The 13,245-nt window shown below is 40.4% G+C and carries 25 protein-coding genes; 11 read left to right on the top strand and 14 right to left on the bottom strand.

Translation table 11 applies throughout. The features are described from left to right. Nucleotides 1-25 precede the first annotated feature (25 nt). From PSF42_RS12420 to PSF42_RS12480, 13 genes are all read right to left on the bottom strand, one after another. Entirely contained in the window at nucleotides 26-367 is a 342-nt protein-coding gene (locus PSF42_RS12420) for a hypothetical protein (RefSeq protein WP_272680100.1), read from the bottom strand. Beyond that, entirely contained in the window at nucleotides 360-551 is a 192-nt protein-coding gene (locus PSF42_RS12425; protein ID WP_272680101.1) for a Lar family restriction alleviation protein, read from the bottom strand. Before PSF42_RS12425 ends, PSF42_RS12420 begins: the two co-directional genes overlap by 8 nt. 66 nt (nucleotides 552-617) lie before the next feature. Continuing rightward, entirely contained in the window at nucleotides 618-878 is a 261-nt protein-coding gene (locus PSF42_RS12430) for a hypothetical protein (RefSeq protein ID WP_272680102.1), read from the bottom strand. 33 nt (nucleotides 879-911) lie between these two features. Next, entirely contained in the window at nucleotides 912-1,043 is a 132-nt protein-coding gene (locus tag PSF42_RS12435; RefSeq protein ID WP_272680103.1) for a hypothetical protein, read from the bottom strand. Beyond that, nucleotides 1,044-1,220, bottom strand: coding sequence for a hypothetical protein (locus tag PSF42_RS12440; protein WP_272680104.1), 177 nt, complete (start codon nucleotides 1,218-1,220; stop codon nucleotides 1,044-1,046). A 2-nt stretch (nucleotides 1,221-1,222) separates the two neighbouring features. Beyond that, nucleotides 1,223-1,768: a hypothetical protein gene (locus PSF42_RS12445; protein ID WP_272680105.1), complete on the bottom strand. Its 546-nt coding sequence runs from the start codon at nucleotides 1,766-1,768 to the stop codon at nucleotides 1,223-1,225. A 47-nt stretch (nucleotides 1,769-1,815) separates the two neighbouring features. Next, the gene (locus PSF42_RS12450; RefSeq protein WP_272680106.1) at nucleotides 1,816-2,211 is read right to left on the bottom strand and encodes a RusA family crossover junction endodeoxyribonuclease; all 396 of its coding nucleotides are present in this window, start codon (nucleotides 2,209-2,211) and stop codon (nucleotides 1,816-1,818) included. Then, nucleotides 2,208-2,627 carry a hypothetical protein gene (locus PSF42_RS12455; protein ID WP_272680107.1) on the bottom strand — a complete coding sequence of 140 codons (420 nt, stop codon included), beginning with the start codon at nucleotides 2,625-2,627 and terminating at the stop codon, nucleotides 2,208-2,210. The genes PSF42_RS12450 and PSF42_RS12455 overlap by 4 nt, the downstream gene beginning before the upstream one ends. Nucleotides 2,628-2,849: 222 nt before the next feature. Next, on the bottom strand, nucleotides 2,850-3,323 hold the full coding sequence (locus tag PSF42_RS12460) for a replication protein P (RefSeq protein ID WP_272680122.1): 474 nt from the start codon (nucleotides 3,321-3,323) through the stop codon (nucleotides 2,850-2,852). Next, nucleotides 3,292-4,317 carry a DnaT-like ssDNA-binding domain-containing protein gene (locus tag PSF42_RS12465; protein WP_272680108.1) on the bottom strand — a complete coding sequence of 342 codons (1,026 nt, stop codon included), beginning with the start codon at nucleotides 4,315-4,317 and terminating at the stop codon, nucleotides 3,292-3,294. The genes PSF42_RS12460 and PSF42_RS12465 overlap by 32 nt, the downstream gene beginning before the upstream one ends. Before the next feature lie 9 nt (nucleotides 4,318-4,326). Next, on the bottom strand, nucleotides 4,327-4,512 hold the full coding sequence (locus PSF42_RS12470) for a hypothetical protein (protein ID WP_181487996.1): 186 nt from the start codon (nucleotides 4,510-4,512) through the stop codon (nucleotides 4,327-4,329). Continuing rightward, on the bottom strand, nucleotides 4,509-4,712 hold the full coding sequence (locus tag PSF42_RS12475) for a hypothetical protein (protein WP_006658847.1): 204 nt from the start codon (nucleotides 4,710-4,712) through the stop codon (nucleotides 4,509-4,511). The genes PSF42_RS12470 and PSF42_RS12475 overlap by 4 nt, the downstream gene beginning before the upstream one ends. A 125-nt stretch (nucleotides 4,713-4,837) precedes the next feature. Further along, nucleotides 4,838-5,089: a hypothetical protein gene (locus tag PSF42_RS12480; protein ID WP_241254169.1), complete on the bottom strand. Its 252-nt coding sequence runs from the start codon at nucleotides 5,087-5,089 to the stop codon at nucleotides 4,838-4,840. A 112-nt stretch (nucleotides 5,090-5,201) separates the two neighbouring features. Here PSF42_RS12480 and PSF42_RS12485 point away from each other — a divergent pair, with 112 nt between their 5' ends. The 11 genes from PSF42_RS12485 to PSF42_RS12535 all read left to right on the top strand — a co-directional run bounded on the left by PSF42_RS12485 (nucleotide 5,202) and on the right by PSF42_RS12535 (nucleotide 11,842). Beyond that, complete coding sequence (locus tag PSF42_RS12485; RefSeq protein WP_272680109.1) at nucleotides 5,202-5,801, top strand: helix-turn-helix domain-containing protein; 600 nt, start codon at nucleotides 5,202-5,204, stop codon at nucleotides 5,799-5,801. 329 nt (nucleotides 5,802-6,130) lie between these two features. After that, on the top strand, nucleotides 6,131-6,295 hold the full coding sequence (locus PSF42_RS12490) for a hypothetical protein (protein WP_172767124.1): 165 nt from the start codon (nucleotides 6,131-6,133) through the stop codon (nucleotides 6,293-6,295). Then, on the top strand, nucleotides 6,267-7,700 hold the full coding sequence (locus PSF42_RS12495) for a PD-(D/E)XK nuclease-like domain-containing protein (protein ID WP_272680111.1): 1,434 nt from the start codon (nucleotides 6,267-6,269) through the stop codon (nucleotides 7,698-7,700). The genes PSF42_RS12490 and PSF42_RS12495 overlap by 29 nt, the downstream gene beginning before the upstream one ends. A gap of 55 nt (nucleotides 7,701-7,755) precedes the next feature. Further along, nucleotides 7,756-8,856 (top strand): RecT family recombinase, encoded by a 1,101-nt coding sequence (locus PSF42_RS12500; RefSeq protein WP_272680112.1) that lies wholly within the window; start codon nucleotides 7,756-7,758, stop codon nucleotides 8,854-8,856. 39 nt (nucleotides 8,857-8,895) lie between these two features. After that, nucleotides 8,896-9,192 (top strand): hypothetical protein, encoded by a 297-nt coding sequence (locus PSF42_RS12505; protein ID WP_171830521.1) that lies wholly within the window; start codon nucleotides 8,896-8,898, stop codon nucleotides 9,190-9,192. A 28-nt stretch (nucleotides 9,193-9,220) separates the two neighbouring features. Then, nucleotides 9,221-9,709 (top strand): hypothetical protein, encoded by a 489-nt coding sequence (locus tag PSF42_RS12510; protein WP_272680113.1) that lies wholly within the window; start codon nucleotides 9,221-9,223, stop codon nucleotides 9,707-9,709. Between the two features lie 62 nt (nucleotides 9,710-9,771). Then, complete coding sequence (locus PSF42_RS12515; protein ID WP_272680114.1) at nucleotides 9,772-10,038, top strand: hypothetical protein; 267 nt, start codon at nucleotides 9,772-9,774, stop codon at nucleotides 10,036-10,038. 35 nt (nucleotides 10,039-10,073) lie between these two features. Continuing rightward, the gene (locus PSF42_RS12520) at nucleotides 10,074-10,589 is read left to right on the top strand and encodes a hypothetical protein (RefSeq protein ID WP_272680115.1); all 516 of its coding nucleotides are present in this window, start codon (nucleotides 10,074-10,076) and stop codon (nucleotides 10,587-10,589) included. Then, entirely contained in the window at nucleotides 10,589-10,828 is a 240-nt protein-coding gene (locus tag PSF42_RS12525) for a hypothetical protein (protein ID WP_171830831.1), read from the top strand. Before PSF42_RS12520 ends, PSF42_RS12525 begins: the two co-directional genes overlap by 1 nt. A 182-nt stretch (nucleotides 10,829-11,010) precedes the next feature. Then, nucleotides 11,011-11,664 (top strand): MT-A70 family methyltransferase, encoded by a 654-nt coding sequence (locus tag PSF42_RS12530; protein WP_272680116.1) that lies wholly within the window; start codon nucleotides 11,011-11,013, stop codon nucleotides 11,662-11,664. Beyond that, nucleotides 11,657-11,842 (top strand): hypothetical protein, encoded by a 186-nt coding sequence (locus PSF42_RS12535; protein ID WP_272680117.1) that lies wholly within the window; start codon nucleotides 11,657-11,659, stop codon nucleotides 11,840-11,842. The genes PSF42_RS12530 and PSF42_RS12535 overlap by 8 nt, the downstream gene beginning before the upstream one ends. A gap of 5 nt (nucleotides 11,843-11,847) precedes the next feature. On the opposite strand, the gene PSF42_RS12540 is transcribed toward PSF42_RS12535, so the two are convergent. Beyond that, on the bottom strand, nucleotides 11,848-13,053 hold the full coding sequence (locus PSF42_RS12540) for a tyrosine-type recombinase/integrase (protein WP_272680118.1): 1,206 nt from the start codon (nucleotides 13,051-13,053) through the stop codon (nucleotides 11,848-11,850). Nucleotides 13,054-13,245: the final 192 nt, after the last annotated feature.

Below are 13,245 nucleotides of genomic sequence, written 5' to 3' on the forward strand. Positions count from 1 at the left end.
ATCCTAATGTAAAGTTAAATTTAACTTATTCTACCTCCAATTTAGTCTCATGCCACCCTTTAGTATTCCAGCACTCAGCGGCACCAGATAAGCAGCAATTAGCCACTGGTAGCCGCTCACCACACTTACCACAACACCGCTTTGATAGCTCCTCAATATCACGCTTAAGCCTTGCGTCATCGTTACGTATGAGCATTTGAATGTATTCCGATTCGTCGTACGGTTCGCGCCCCGGTCTACGCAACGCACAATTACGCTTAATCATTTCGTGCTCTTCGGCTTCAACCTGCCACTGCGGAGTAACCAAGCCAGCTTCACGCTGGCGTTTACGTTGATCTGCTTTGCGCTCTGCTGGTGATTTAGCCATGTGAAGCCCTTTTGTTCCATGCCGATACCGCCGAGCTCTCTGTGGTTTGAATTGGCCCAGTTGAATCACAGTTATTACAAAACACAAAATAACTACCAAATATTGAGTTAGTATGAATACCGATATCAACCTGACTACCACAGAACGGGCACGGTTTTATTTCTGTAATTTTATTTTTAGCCATTGAATAACACCCCCACAGCTACGGCGAACACGCACCAGAAAGCAGCAAATACCAAGTAACGTTTAATCATAACTGCCACCCTATTAACTCAGGAATTCGCCTAGTTTCCAGTTCTACAAATGTTAAAAACTCACTCATAGAATTAACTACTTTTATCGGTGTCTGCATCAAAGCATCACTAATCACAATTCCACCATCAACAGGCTGTGCAACCCATATCGCACCACCACATTGCCAACCATTACTACGCCAATCACCCCTAACCTCGAAGCTATAACCTCTACTGAGTTTCTTGTGCTTGATAATCTGTATTGAATCGTAATTCATATTTACCTCGCGTGACATGTCACGATTGTTTGTTTAGTAAAACAGCCCTAATTCCCAGTTCAGATTGTTCAGACACTCACGGTCAGACTCAAAGCAATAATCCCATTCCTCTTGGTCTTTATGCTCTCTAACCAGTTGCCAGCACCATCCGTCACGATGCTTCACTCACCTTACCAATCTAACTACGGTGGTATCACAATCAAATATGACGCTATAGTCACTGCCAAAGCCGATACGCAAAACATCAAGCTCTACGCTTACCACACGGAAAAGCTTAGGCATTGGCTTAATGCCATTATGGAAATCATCAATTTTGGGGTGCTTTATTGAGATAGTTGCCATGATTACAATCTCATCGGCATGATCATCACAGTAACGCGCTCATCGTGTGGGTTCTTAACTTCACACACCACAGCATCAGTGGCTGACTTCACTCTGATTTCATACGCTGGCATACGTGGATTAACAAACTTGGCTACCTTTTCTAATTTGGATAAATAACCAGAGTTTATGAGCAGAACGGGCGGTAATTTTTCATCTGCTTTTGCGGTAGATTCGATAAGAGGATTAATATTTGGGTAGCGACCATCGATAACACTACACAGTCCAACACCAACAACAAAACCAGACTCTGAGTGAAGTTTTACAATCTCTTCCTCTGTATCGAAAACAGCGTATTCAAATGTTTTAGTTGGCAACTTCCCAACAGACAAAATCACTTGGTCTGTAATTTCATTGTCATGATGACCATAAGCAAGCATATGCCCGTTAGTTCCTGCTACCTTCCCATCGGGTAGAAAACAAATGCCATTGATGTAATAACGCACATCACGAACAGCCATACATTCCATGACAGCAAGCAACGTTCCACGATTAACTTTCAGTTTCATAATTAATTACCTTATTCATTTCTAATTTAGTAATTTCAATCACTTATTTACCCATTGGTAATAAGTTCATGAATTGTCGATTTTTCTGGTAACCTTACCGTTATCATTCCAGTAGTTCCCCATACTTTGGAAACTCGCCCATCCCAGATACGGGAATCATCGTCAAAGATGGCGTCCAGTAAGGCTTTCTCTAAATTGTCCTTATCTGGCTTTTGCTGGTGGGGCTTACCGTCCATTTCAGCCTGTTTTTTCTTGCTCCATGACTTAGGCATAGGCATGATAAAAATCACATGGTAATCGCTCTCAGGCAGGTTAATACCCCTAGCCCTCACTTCGTCACAGAACGCCCTATAACGCATTACCGCTGGTCGCTTCTGCCATTTGTCACGCTGCGTCATGCGTGGCTTAGGTACGGGTACAATTGGATATTCAAGGGTTTTCATACAGCTAAGCCTCGCTTAATGCGCTTAGCTCTCGGTTTTGCTAGTAATTCATTGAACATAATTTGTAATCGCGCTGGTTCACCTGTTTGGCACCATGGGCCATATTCAGGTATCGCGACTGGTGATTTAGCTTTCTTTGGCTTACTAGCCCTTACCTTGTGGCGTTGACCGCTGTTTGCTTGTCTTGTTAATCCCGCTTCGTAGTTGTCATTCAGCTTGTAGCCAAACGCTCTTGCTCCGTCTTCTTCAACGATTACCAACGAAATAACATCAAAGTATTCAAGTTGCCCTAATGCGAACTTAACGGTGTTGTACGAAGCCTTAACACCATTGCTTTCAAAGTGTGCTTGTAGACCTTTAATCGACATGCTCTTGCCTGATTTAAGGACTTTAATCACTCTATCCTGAAATAACATAACCATCACCTCGAATTCGATTAACCCACACGGTTAATATAAACAATTTGTTTATCTTTTCAACCATAAAAAATCAGTAAGAATTGATTTTCTTACCACCCTTTAAAACGCTCTGTAACGCTCTACATTTGATTTTCACATTCAACCTATGGGATTTATCATCCTGCATATCAAAAGCGCCTGTATGTTAATCCTGCTTGCGATTTTGATAACCTTTGAATCTTATTGTCTCCGTTGTTTACCTTTTTCAATTAAATCCATCCAAGCAGGACGAGGTTTTGATTTATCGGTAAGTGTCAGTGTTGGCTCTGGTACCTTTTCGCCCTTTCTAACTCTCTCAGTCCATTGGGAAAGCATTTTGTCTAGTCGCTTCTCACACTCAACCTCAGTTAGCCTTAGGTCAATCATCTTCGCTCTGAGGTCTGTAAACATCCAGTACTGAACCGGGTGTTTGAATGGGTACATCTCAGCACTTTCGTAGTAACTACGCTCAGCACAGTAGGTTAAAAAATCTCTAAGCTGTTCGTCAGGATCAAGCCCAAACGGATTTTGCTTAGCGGCTTCACCAGATAACGCGACAATCACGTCTGATAGTTCCGGTGGCCATGGATTGCCATTCATGCAGCGGTCGATACAGAATTTAAACAGTCCGTCCAGTTGCTGGTCACTCAATGCGCTTAGCGCTTGCTTCCACATCAATGACGGTTCCGTGCCATTCTTGTTTTTCCATTTGTCGCCGTAGATTTCGATCATCTTCAACCAAAGCGTCAACAGCGTCTTGCCCGTATTTATCGAGGACGTGTTGTAAGAATTCCTGCATCGCTTTTGGCTTTCCTGCGAATTGGCTATCGATCTTAGTTCTCTGACCTGCCCCATTTTTCACCACCTTTTCGTTTTTCAATCGACTATGTTTCAAGCATTTAGCAAGGGCTAGTTCCCATTGCTCGTGTGTTTTGGCTTTTCCCTCTGCCCCCCAGTAGGTTATAAACTCGGCTAGCTCATGAGGCTGTAACGGCTCTTTGAGTATCGTTCCCCAGTACGCGGCCTTTTGCGTAAAATCCTGATCAGGCTCCCAGCCGTGATACATCACAAATTTATCATTCACACCAAAACCACCAGCTGGAACACGACCGTTCAAGATAGAATTATTGGCATTCGGATCAGATTGAAAATTATCCTCGCGCGTATTAGAGAGAGGTTTTATATCTCTTATCTTATCTTTATCTTGTTGTGACCCATCGTGACATTTCGTGACATCTTCGTGACATGCATTTTTATTTTGTTCTTCCTCTCTTTGAATTCTTTCTCTTTCGCGTTGCTCTCTTTTTCGCTGAGCTGCTGATTTTGCTCCTGTTTCTGCGTTTCCTAAGTCTTCCTTTTTTGGCTGACGGCTCTCCCAACCAGTAATTTTTGAGCCATCTAAAACACGTCCCTGCATGGCATTTAAAACAGCTTCAATCTGTTCATTTTCAACATCCAGCGCACTTGCTAAATCTTCAATCGTGACTGTCACGTGACCGCGTTGTGACCCATCGTGACATTTCGTGACATTCTGTGACGCATCAACAAGAAGATGTATGTAAACAGCTTGAACTAATGCAATTGGCTGCTTTGAAGCCCTTGAAATTGTTCTCCATTTAGGATCGTTAGGCATGTCATGCCAGAGCCTAAGCCATTTATATGTAGACATAGGCCACCTCTACGCCGTAGCGTTATCACTAATTCCGTCTATTTCAATTGATGCAAGGCAGCTAGTATTGATTAGCTCACAGTAAGTTGTGTTTTCTGAATAGTTAAGTTGATGCCATAGCTTTAATAGCGCTATTTCTTCATCTGTTTCAGGCTCAATAATAATTGTGGCGTTTTCATTAATACGTGCTTTCATGCCTGTACCCCCATTTCTCTTGCCTGCTTGAGAATGCTATTAACACTTTCACGGTAATTTGCAGCGTGCTTTGCAGCACATTCAACACAAACACCATTACTTACAAAACGCTCTGCAATATGCCCATGAACACAGGCTTTACCCGTATAAAAGCGAGATAACCCATTAGTTGCTGCTTCTTTTCTACTAATAACTTTCATTGAAAACCCCTATTACAGTTATGTGTGCAGTAAGATTATACGCTACAGAAAAAATAATCAACCATTTAAACGTTATTGTTTATCTAACTAATCATAAAAAGACCGCTTTCGCGGCCTAGTGTTATTTACTTCATAAATTTGTCTGCTATTTGGTCTAACGTTAGCTCTATTCCGAATGTATTAAGAGCCTTCTGCAATCTCTTTGCAGTCTGTAATGATACGCTACGACTGCAATAGCGCAGATGGATAGAAACATACTGAACGGTCAAATTTGCGCTATCTGCAAATTGCTGGCGCTCACGCTTAGACAGACCATTCCAGAATATTTTGAAGTTAAAATCTTTCATATCAACCACCATAAAGATAAACCGACTCACAATTTTAAATCATGATAACCAAATCGGTAATTTACCTAAAGGGTTAATTTGATATTTAATAGATAAACAGAATAAACAATATCGAACAAAATAAACGCAAGGGAAAAATACAGTGAAAAGCATTCAGGATATCAGAAGAGACAACCTTGTCTTTGTGATAGAAAAGCATTACGAAGGGAAACAGAAGAGCCTAGCGGCAGCGCTTGGTTGTGCTCCTAATGTTATTTCTCGTTATTTAATGTCCTCTGACATGAAAAGCCATCGTTCGCTTAGCGATCCTATTGCCAGAAAGATTGAGCACCTTACCAAACTACCTAAGTATTACATGGATAAGGATCACTTGAATGTGCCTGCTGAACAGATTGCGGATGAATTAGCACGCCAGCCTACCGACATTGGGCGCATACTTGGTGATAACATCACAACATTCATGCTAATTGATGGTTTTAAATCACAGGCTCAGTTATCAGTTAAATCAGGCTTGGGTCAAGCAACTGTAAACCGAATTATTAAAAATGAGTCCAGTGCTACTGTTGATAGCGTTGCTGCTATTGCGGAAGCCTTAGGCCGTAAACCATACGAACTACTAATGTCTAAAGATGATTCAGATGTTCTTCATTACGATCATAAAAAATTTGCGGCATTGCCCAATAACGAAAAAGAAAAGATACAAGACTTTATTGAGTTCATAATTAGCAAAAACGAAAAATAAAACAAAGCGTTACATTTATAGCCAGTCTCGAGCTGGCTTTTTTATTTACAGAAAAGATAAACATATTGGTTATTTATTTGTTTTTAACAGTTGACAACTGTCTTTTATGGTTTATTCTTTATCTCATATTAACCCACAAGGTTAACGCTCTTTAACAATACAGAATGGCTATCACACTCCTAAATTCTGTGAGCCGCAGAATGTCTTAGCTAACCCGTAGATTCGGAATGCAAGATTTGGACAGTGACAATATTAATCAATCTAGCTGTTTTAGCTGGATTTTTTTCACGCCACAAACATAAACAATTTGTTTATCAAAGGTGATTGAAATGATGTTTTTTATCGAAAATGGTTTTCATGTATTTATCGTACGTGGAAAAAGACAAGAGTTCATAAACTTTAAAGATGGTATCGAGTGGGCTTTCGTCACTTGGATAGCAATTCAAACCGACAAGGAATTATCTAATGAGCAATCAAGAACAAGAGCAATTTGAACAGCGCAAGTTAAGCAATATTGTTAGCGCAATCTTAATGGCTAATGACATTAACACGCCTGAAAATATTGATAAGCTAACTAATCACTTAAACAAAACAGCCACCAGCGAAGAGTTTGAGCAGTTCGAAAAAGTGGCTTTTGAATTAAGCATTACCACCACAGCAACGCCAAAGCTGATGTTTTTACACAATAACGACATCATCAATGCTTACATTCATATCATTAATAACCCTGATAAATTCCGCTCTAATGTTGACCGTAAAAAATACTTTCAGTCTTTGGTTTCACCTGACAAAGAAGAAATTACCGAAACAGCTAAGCCTGATGTGATTACTCACGCCAGTGAAGATAAACAATTCGGTAATGCAGAACCAGAAATTATTAAAGAATGCCCCGTAAATGAACCGCCTTACTTTGAACCAGGGCGTTATACCGATATTTCAAATGATGATTATCATTCATCAAACGGCATTAGTAGCACGATGCTAAAAGATGGACGTATCAGCTTGATGTACTACGAACGCCGCCACATCAGCAAGGTTATTCAGCGTGAGCGTTCAGAAGCTTTAGACTTTGGTAGCTTGTTCCATACCTTGGTTTTAGAGCCTGAAAAGGTTGAAGATGAATTTAGCTTAGCGCCTACTATTCCCTCTGGTGCGTTTACTAATACGGACTCAATTAAGACCTTTATCCGTGAATATAACGCTGACAAACCAAAGGCCGAGCAACTTAAATTAACAGGCAAGAAAGAAGAGTTAGCTGCTTCCGTTAAAGCCGTTAAGCCTGATGCAGTGTTTGAGGATGATTTAATCAGTGCATGGCAAGCCGATGAATCACGCATTCGCATTACGGGTGATCAGTACCGTTTAGGTAAAGCGATGCAGCAAGCTGTATTTGACCACCCTGTAGCAGGTCAATTAGTCACTCACCCTAACCGCGCAGTTGAAGTGAGCTATTACGGTATCGACGATGATACAGGCTTAGAAGTTCGCGTACGTCCTGACTTAGAGATCCAATATGACGAAAATTTAAGAGTTGGTTTCGACCTTAAATCAGCTTCATTAGGCCGATACAAGCAGGATGCTATCACCGCAACGATCCGTAAGGAAATCATTAATCGTGACTATCACGTCAGCGCCGCAATGTACTGCGATATCGCAATGCTAGACCAGTTCTTCTGGATATTCGTTAACAAAGACGAAAATTACCACTGGGTTGCCATTGTTGAAGCCTCACCAGAGTTATTAGAGCTAGGCCGCTTGGAGTACAAAAAGACGCTGCGTGATATCAATAACTCAATGAATACTGGCATATGGCCGGCCCCAGTTACCGAAACACTCACCATTAATCTTACTGACTTTGAAACACGCAAGTTAGAAGAACTTCAATTAGAAGAAGCTTAATCAATTTTAGCGCCCTGCTTACTGCGTGGCGCTTATCAATTTAGAGGTAATCATCATGTCAGAAGTGGCAACTATCAATCAAAGTAATAATTTAGTCATGTTTAGCCCTGACAAACTACAAAGCTTAGTTGAGTTTTCTAAGTTAATGGCTGAGGGAACAGTTACCGTACCAGACCATTTAAGGGGTAAATCATCTGACTGCTTAGCTATTGTCATGCAGGCAATACAATGGGATATGAACCCTTTTGTTGTTGCACAAAAAACATATACCGTTAATGGCGTCCTTGGTTATGAAGCTCAATTAATTAACTCCCTAGTTTCTACTTCAACCGCTATTCATGGTCGTTTTCATTATGAATATAGCGAAGGTGGCTGGGAAAAACTCACCAAGAGCAAAGAGCTTACCAAAAATCGAAACGGTAAAGATTATTCGTTTCGTGTTCGTGATTGGACCGATGCCGACGAGCACGGATTATGGATACGTGTAGGCGCTATTTTACGTGGTGATAGCGAAATTACATGGGGAGAACGCATTTATCTATCCAGTGTGGTTACTCGCAATTCACCTTTATGGTCAACAAACCCCAAACAACAACTTGCTTATCTAGCTGTTAAATATTGGGCTCGTCTCTATTGCCCTGAAGTGATTCTAGGCGTTTATACCCACGATGAGCTACCAGATGCACCAATCAAAGATGTTACGCCACCAAAAGAGCGTGTAAGTCTTAATGAAATCACTCAGCAAAATGAGCCTGAGCAGCATCACGAAGCCACCAGCGGCGACAGCGATGTAATTACAGGTGAAATTGTTGATGATGGTTTTAACCCTGAATTACTGCGCCAATCAATTACTGATGCTTCAACACTAGATGAAGTAAAAGAAATTCGATTACAAATTGATGAGCTTAAATCATCACTTGGTACCGCACTTTTCACTGAGTTGAAAAATAAAGCGGTTCAGGCCTATCACCGCATCGATGCAAATAACAACCTTGAAGCACAAATTAACAGCCTGCCTGCTGGTGGCTCACCAGAAGCTAAAGCAGCATTCGAAAAGGTTGTTCAATTCCTTACTGCCAACAAACGCAAGCTTGGTGATGAACTGTTCGATTCATTCAGCCTGACGCTTAACGACATGAAAGACGAATACCAATAATAAACTTGTGGTGGGGCTCGCCCCACCTTAGGGGAAATTATGAATTTAAATGAATTACGCAGCATCGGCATTACTGAGCTTGGCGCCATGGGAAAAATTATATCATCCGATTTATTTAAGCAGATAACAGGACTAGGTAGAACTAGGCTCGACGCTCTCAATAAAGAAAAAATACTTGAGAAAATATACTTAGGCCCTCGCCAATTTTGTTACAGGTTAGAGGAAGCAAACGCCTATATAGAATCCTGTATCGCCAATCCTACGTTATACAAAGAAGACGAAGAAAACATAAAACAAGCCAGAAAAGCACCCGGTGCTAAAAAGGCTAAACAATAATCATCTTATAAATATGATAGGTATTATTATGCAAACTAAGCAGCAATTAATTGATTCAATAATTAAATCCAGTAAAGGATTTCATAAAAGTTCAATAGATGAAATGGTTACTTTTATTAACTCTATGCTTTCTGATTATTCAGCATGGTTAGGTATATCTGAAAGCGAGTTATTAGAACGGATGGAAAAAATTAGAGACATAACCGCACCTAATTTTTATCAGCGCTCTAAATTCCCACAACTTAAAGAAGTTACTTTATTTGATACTACTGATGACTTGCGTAAAGCGATTGGTGATCGTGGTTTTAGATGCCCTAAATGTGGTCAAGAATCTAAGGACTACCAAGCTTGCGATTCTATATTGCTAGACGATGAAGGCAACAACTGCAACTGGAAAGCTTATGGCCTGTTCGGAACCATGGGTAAAGGACTGACAGTAGCAGTAAAAGAGCAGTTTTTAAAACTACCGCAGGTTTGGGATATTTTTATGCCTATAAATATGGAAAAGCCTAACTAACCCTTCCCTATGTGATTTAACCAAAGGATATATTTGCAAGGATGCAAACAGGAGATAGATATATGAAGAAGCTATATTGTCCAGAGTGCTCTGCTTATTTAGAGGGCGGCGATGGTGAATGCAAAGATTGCCACTGCGGGTGGAAACAGCCAGTGAGTGAGGAAAAGCAATCAACACTTGAACAGTTACAAGAAGAAAATGTGAAGTTAAAACAAGCGATTATCAGCATTTACACCAACACTGAAGAAATAACACTCAATGGTGAAGATGGTTATTATGCAGTTAAGCAAGAAATTATTGATGATGTTATTGATTTAACGGAAGCTTAATTTAACTCGCAGGGATGCAATGAAGAGGAATGAATATGAAAGACAGAATCAAGTTTAACGATGCAATGTTAGCGGCTGTCATGGATGGAAGAAAAACGCAGACACGCAGACCGATTGAGCTACAACCAAAAGTAACCGAGGAGGAGTTACACAAGTTAGGTGCATGGCAAGATGGTTACACACTATCCGAGCAAGTATGTGCAGCATGGCGACATGGCTTTATTGACCCTGACTGCCCGTATGGTGAGATTGGCGACATCATTAACGTTGCAGACAAGGACGGTAATATAAAAGGGAAAATTGAGATTACTGATGTTTGGTTGCAACAGATTCAAGAAATATCACCTAGTGATGCGATAGCTGAAGGAATAAAAGCTGGTCGTTATGGAAATGAAGGCAACTGGTTAGTTGGATTTTATATTCCAAACAGCAATCAGCCATATATAACCGCAAAAAATGCATTCAAAGAGTTATGGTCATCGATATATGGCATTGATAGTTGGAGAAATAACGAATGGTCGTGGGTAATTGAATTTAAAAAGGTGGAGTGATGGAAGATAAGCAAAAAATACTTAATTCATTATTTACTCGCTTGAATTGGGATGCGCAAGATACTGGAATGATTCGATTACGTAACGCTGAAATAGGAGGAAAGCTTCAAATAAGATGCACTGCATTATGGAAAGAAGTAATTAACGCCACCGAGCCAACGGAAGATTTAATTAACCGATTAGCTTTATTTCATAGTGATGTTGAAAAAGCAGCTAAAGAAACTGGATTATACAAATGAATAAAACTCGCTGTGTATGGTGTAATAAAAAACTCAATAAAGAAGAGTTGTTTTATTACGAATGCTCTTGTGAAAAATGCGAATGTTATAGAGTTGCATTAAACAACAAAAATAAGTTTGATATTTTTGCTTTAAGAATTGCATTCTATTTTAGAAAGGTAATCAACCTAGTGTAGGTAATAATGAAAAAATATGACCTTATTTATTGTGATCCACCTTGGCAATACAGCAATAAAGTTTCCAACGGTGCCGCAAATAACCACTACCAAACAACCAGCCTATTCGATTTAAAACACCTTCCAGTTCATACAATAGCCGCCGAAAACTCAGTCCTTGCCATGTGGTATACAGGCAATTTTGTGCAAGAAGCATTTGAGCTAGCCAAGTCATGGGGCTTTACGGTTCGCACATCAAAGGCGTTCACGTGGGTTAAGTTCAATCCATTGGCGCATGAACGTTTCGATAAAGCGCTACAAAATGGCACCCTGTTTGATTGGCACGACCTACTTGATTTACTCAACTCCGAAACAAAGATGAATGGAGGAAACTACACCAGAGCCAATAGCGAGGATGTATTAATCGCTACTCGCGGCAATGGCTTAGAGCGTATGAGTGCCAGCGTTAAACAGGTTGTGTTTAGTTGCTTAGGTGAGCACAGCCAAAAGCCTTGGGAGGTTAAAAATAGGCTTGAACAATTATACGGTGACGTTAGTCGCATAGAATTATTTGCGCGTGACATGTCACAGGGTTGGGATGCTTGGGGCAATGAATGCCCGAATAACAGCATTGAACTTACCGGCCCACAATTTATAACCAAGGAGGCGACCATTGATTGAGTTCATTTTGATAGCATACGCATGGATTGCAGGTTATGTTTTCTCTGCAATTGGTACCGAAAACGATAGCCGCCCAGTAATTATTGAGCGGCTTTTTTATTCCATATTTTGGCTAGTGGTTGGTGCATCGATGCTATCAACTTTACTGGCCACAAAAGTTTTAGGCACAGAAAAATAAACCTCTTAATTTTTACCCTTCTCTTTCTCTATCCAACCATCCACCATATTAGCCCACTGCTGTAGCATATCGCGGCGCTGCTCTGCATATTCTGCTTTGTTATAAACAGCACGCACGCCTTTTTGTTCGTGGGCTAAACACTTCTCTATCCAGTCAGAATTGAAGCCAGCCTCATGCAAAAGTGTGCTGGCTGTTCTTCTCAAATCATGGACTGTCAACGGCTCAAAATTAATCCCCTTCGCATTTATACGCTTAACAACACCGTCAATTACATTATTTAACGCAGCATTAGAAAGCGGCTTGCTTATATCATATCGACCAGGAACTAAATAATTGCTACCCATTGCACAGGCCTTAAATCCGACAAGCATGTCGTAGGCTTGTTCGGATAAATAGATCACGTGCGCCCTTCTTCTTTTCATTCTTGCCTTAGGTATGATCCAGCATCTCTCATCAAAATCAATTTCATCCCAAGTCGCTTTTATAAACTCACTTTTTCTAACTAAAGTTAATAGCACGAACTTAACGGCTAATTTAAGCGTTGGATAACAGCTATAATTTTCTAGTTCATTAAAGAATATACCAACTTCTTTAGCTGTCATTGCCCTATCGCGTGCCTCAAATGTAGCGATGGATGAAGCTTTAATACTGCTAACAGGGTTTTCTATCTCATAGCCACGATCAATAACGTAGTCGAACACAGAGCCAACAATTTCACGTATCTGCAAAGCTGTAGAATTACCGCCACGCTCTTTAATTTTTTCACATAAGGCTCTAACCTTTTGTGTTGTGATTTCTTCTAGTTGTAGTTTACCCAGTGTTGGGTATAGATCCCTTTCGACAATAGCGGTCTTCATGTCTAGCGTGCTGTCTGCGAAACGGGTTTCTGATAGATACTTGACGGTATAGTCTTTCAGGGTTAACCCTACTTTACGCTTTGTAATACCGTCTCGTTTCTGTGAAGCTGGTGATACGCCTGCGTTCAGCGTCTTTTTGGCGTCGATTAGCATTTCTCTTGCTTCTGCAAGGGTAATACCGTCATCGCTGTAGCGTCCAAACGTTATCGTTTCTCTACGCCCGTTAAAGCGGTAATCATATCTAAATGATATAGAACCAGTTTTTGTGACTGCAACATACAAACCGTCACGATCAGCTACCTTATATAGCTTGTCTTCTGGCTTTAAGCTCTTTAATTTTTTATCGGTTAACACGTCGGTATTCCTTTGCATGATACCGTCATTTTTATGTTTTATTCGACGGTATGAAGTTATCAATCTAGTCATTATTATTTCTGATACCGTCATATATACCGTCAAAATTATCGGCAATTGTCAACTGCTAAAAACTGTTAAAAACAAAAAGGCACCAGTAACTAACTGATGCCTTTGAATTTATCGATAACT

The sequence above is a fragment of the Providencia sp. PROV032 genome (assembly GCF_028484875.1).
In the GTDB taxonomy this organism is placed as follows: Bacteria; Pseudomonadota; Gammaproteobacteria; order Enterobacterales; family Enterobacteriaceae; genus Providencia; species Providencia rettgeri_E.

What these genes read in the sequence shown, in the direction of transcription:
- PSF42_RS12420 (WP_272680100.1), bottom strand. Translation starts at nt 367, where the DNA reads ATGGCTAAATCACCAGCAGAGCGCAAAGCAGATCAACGTAAACGCCAG.
- PSF42_RS12425 (WP_272680101.1), bottom strand. Translation starts at nt 551, where the DNA reads ATGGCTAAAAATAAAATTACAGAAATAAAACCGTGCCCGTTCTGTGGT.
- PSF42_RS12430 (WP_272680102.1), bottom strand. Translation starts at nt 878, where the DNA reads ATGAATTACGATTCAATACAGATTATCAAGCACAAGAAACTCAGTAGA.
- PSF42_RS12440 (WP_272680104.1), bottom strand. Translation starts at nt 1,220, where the DNA reads ATGGCAACTATCTCAATAAAGCACCCCAAAATTGATGATTTCCATAAT.
- PSF42_RS12445 (WP_272680105.1), bottom strand. Translation starts at nt 1,768, where the DNA reads ATGAAACTGAAAGTTAATCGTGGAACGTTGCTTGCTGTCATGGAATGT.
- PSF42_RS12450 (WP_272680106.1), bottom strand. Translation starts at nt 2,211, where the DNA reads ATGAAAACCCTTGAATATCCAATTGTACCCGTACCTAAGCCACGCATG.
- PSF42_RS12455 (WP_272680107.1), bottom strand. Translation starts at nt 2,627, where the DNA reads ATGTTATTTCAGGATAGAGTGATTAAAGTCCTTAAATCAGGCAAGAGC.
- PSF42_RS12460 (WP_272680122.1), bottom strand. Translation starts at nt 3,323, where the DNA reads ATGTGGAAGCAAGCGCTAAGCGCATTGAGTGACCAGCAACTGGACGGA.
- PSF42_RS12465 (WP_272680108.1), bottom strand. Translation starts at nt 4,317, where the DNA reads ATGTCTACATATAAATGGCTTAGGCTCTGGCATGACATGCCTAACGAT.
- PSF42_RS12470 (WP_181487996.1), bottom strand. Translation starts at nt 4,512, where the DNA reads ATGAAAGCACGTATTAATGAAAACGCCACAATTATTATTGAGCCTGAA.
- PSF42_RS12475 (WP_006658847.1), bottom strand. Translation starts at nt 4,712, where the DNA reads ATGAAAGTTATTAGTAGAAAAGAAGCAGCAACTAATGGGTTATCTCGC.
- PSF42_RS12490 (WP_172767124.1), top strand. Translation starts at nt 6,131, where the DNA reads ATGATGTTTTTTATCGAAAATGGTTTTCATGTATTTATCGTACGTGGA.
- PSF42_RS12495 (WP_272680111.1), top strand. Translation starts at nt 6,267, where the DNA reads ATGAGCAATCAAGAACAAGAGCAATTTGAACAGCGCAAGTTAAGCAAT.
- PSF42_RS12500 (WP_272680112.1), top strand. Translation starts at nt 7,756, where the DNA reads ATGTCAGAAGTGGCAACTATCAATCAAAGTAATAATTTAGTCATGTTT.
- PSF42_RS12505 (WP_171830521.1), top strand. Translation starts at nt 8,896, where the DNA reads ATGAATTTAAATGAATTACGCAGCATCGGCATTACTGAGCTTGGCGCC.
- PSF42_RS12510 (WP_272680113.1), top strand. Translation starts at nt 9,221, where the DNA reads ATGCAAACTAAGCAGCAATTAATTGATTCAATAATTAAATCCAGTAAA.
- PSF42_RS12515 (WP_272680114.1), top strand. Translation starts at nt 9,772, where the DNA reads ATGAAGAAGCTATATTGTCCAGAGTGCTCTGCTTATTTAGAGGGCGGC.
- PSF42_RS12520 (WP_272680115.1), top strand. Translation starts at nt 10,074, where the DNA reads ATGAAAGACAGAATCAAGTTTAACGATGCAATGTTAGCGGCTGTCATG.
- PSF42_RS12525 (WP_171830831.1), top strand. Translation starts at nt 10,589, where the DNA reads ATGGAAGATAAGCAAAAAATACTTAATTCATTATTTACTCGCTTGAAT.
- PSF42_RS12530 (WP_272680116.1), top strand. Translation starts at nt 11,011, where the DNA reads ATGAAAAAATATGACCTTATTTATTGTGATCCACCTTGGCAATACAGC.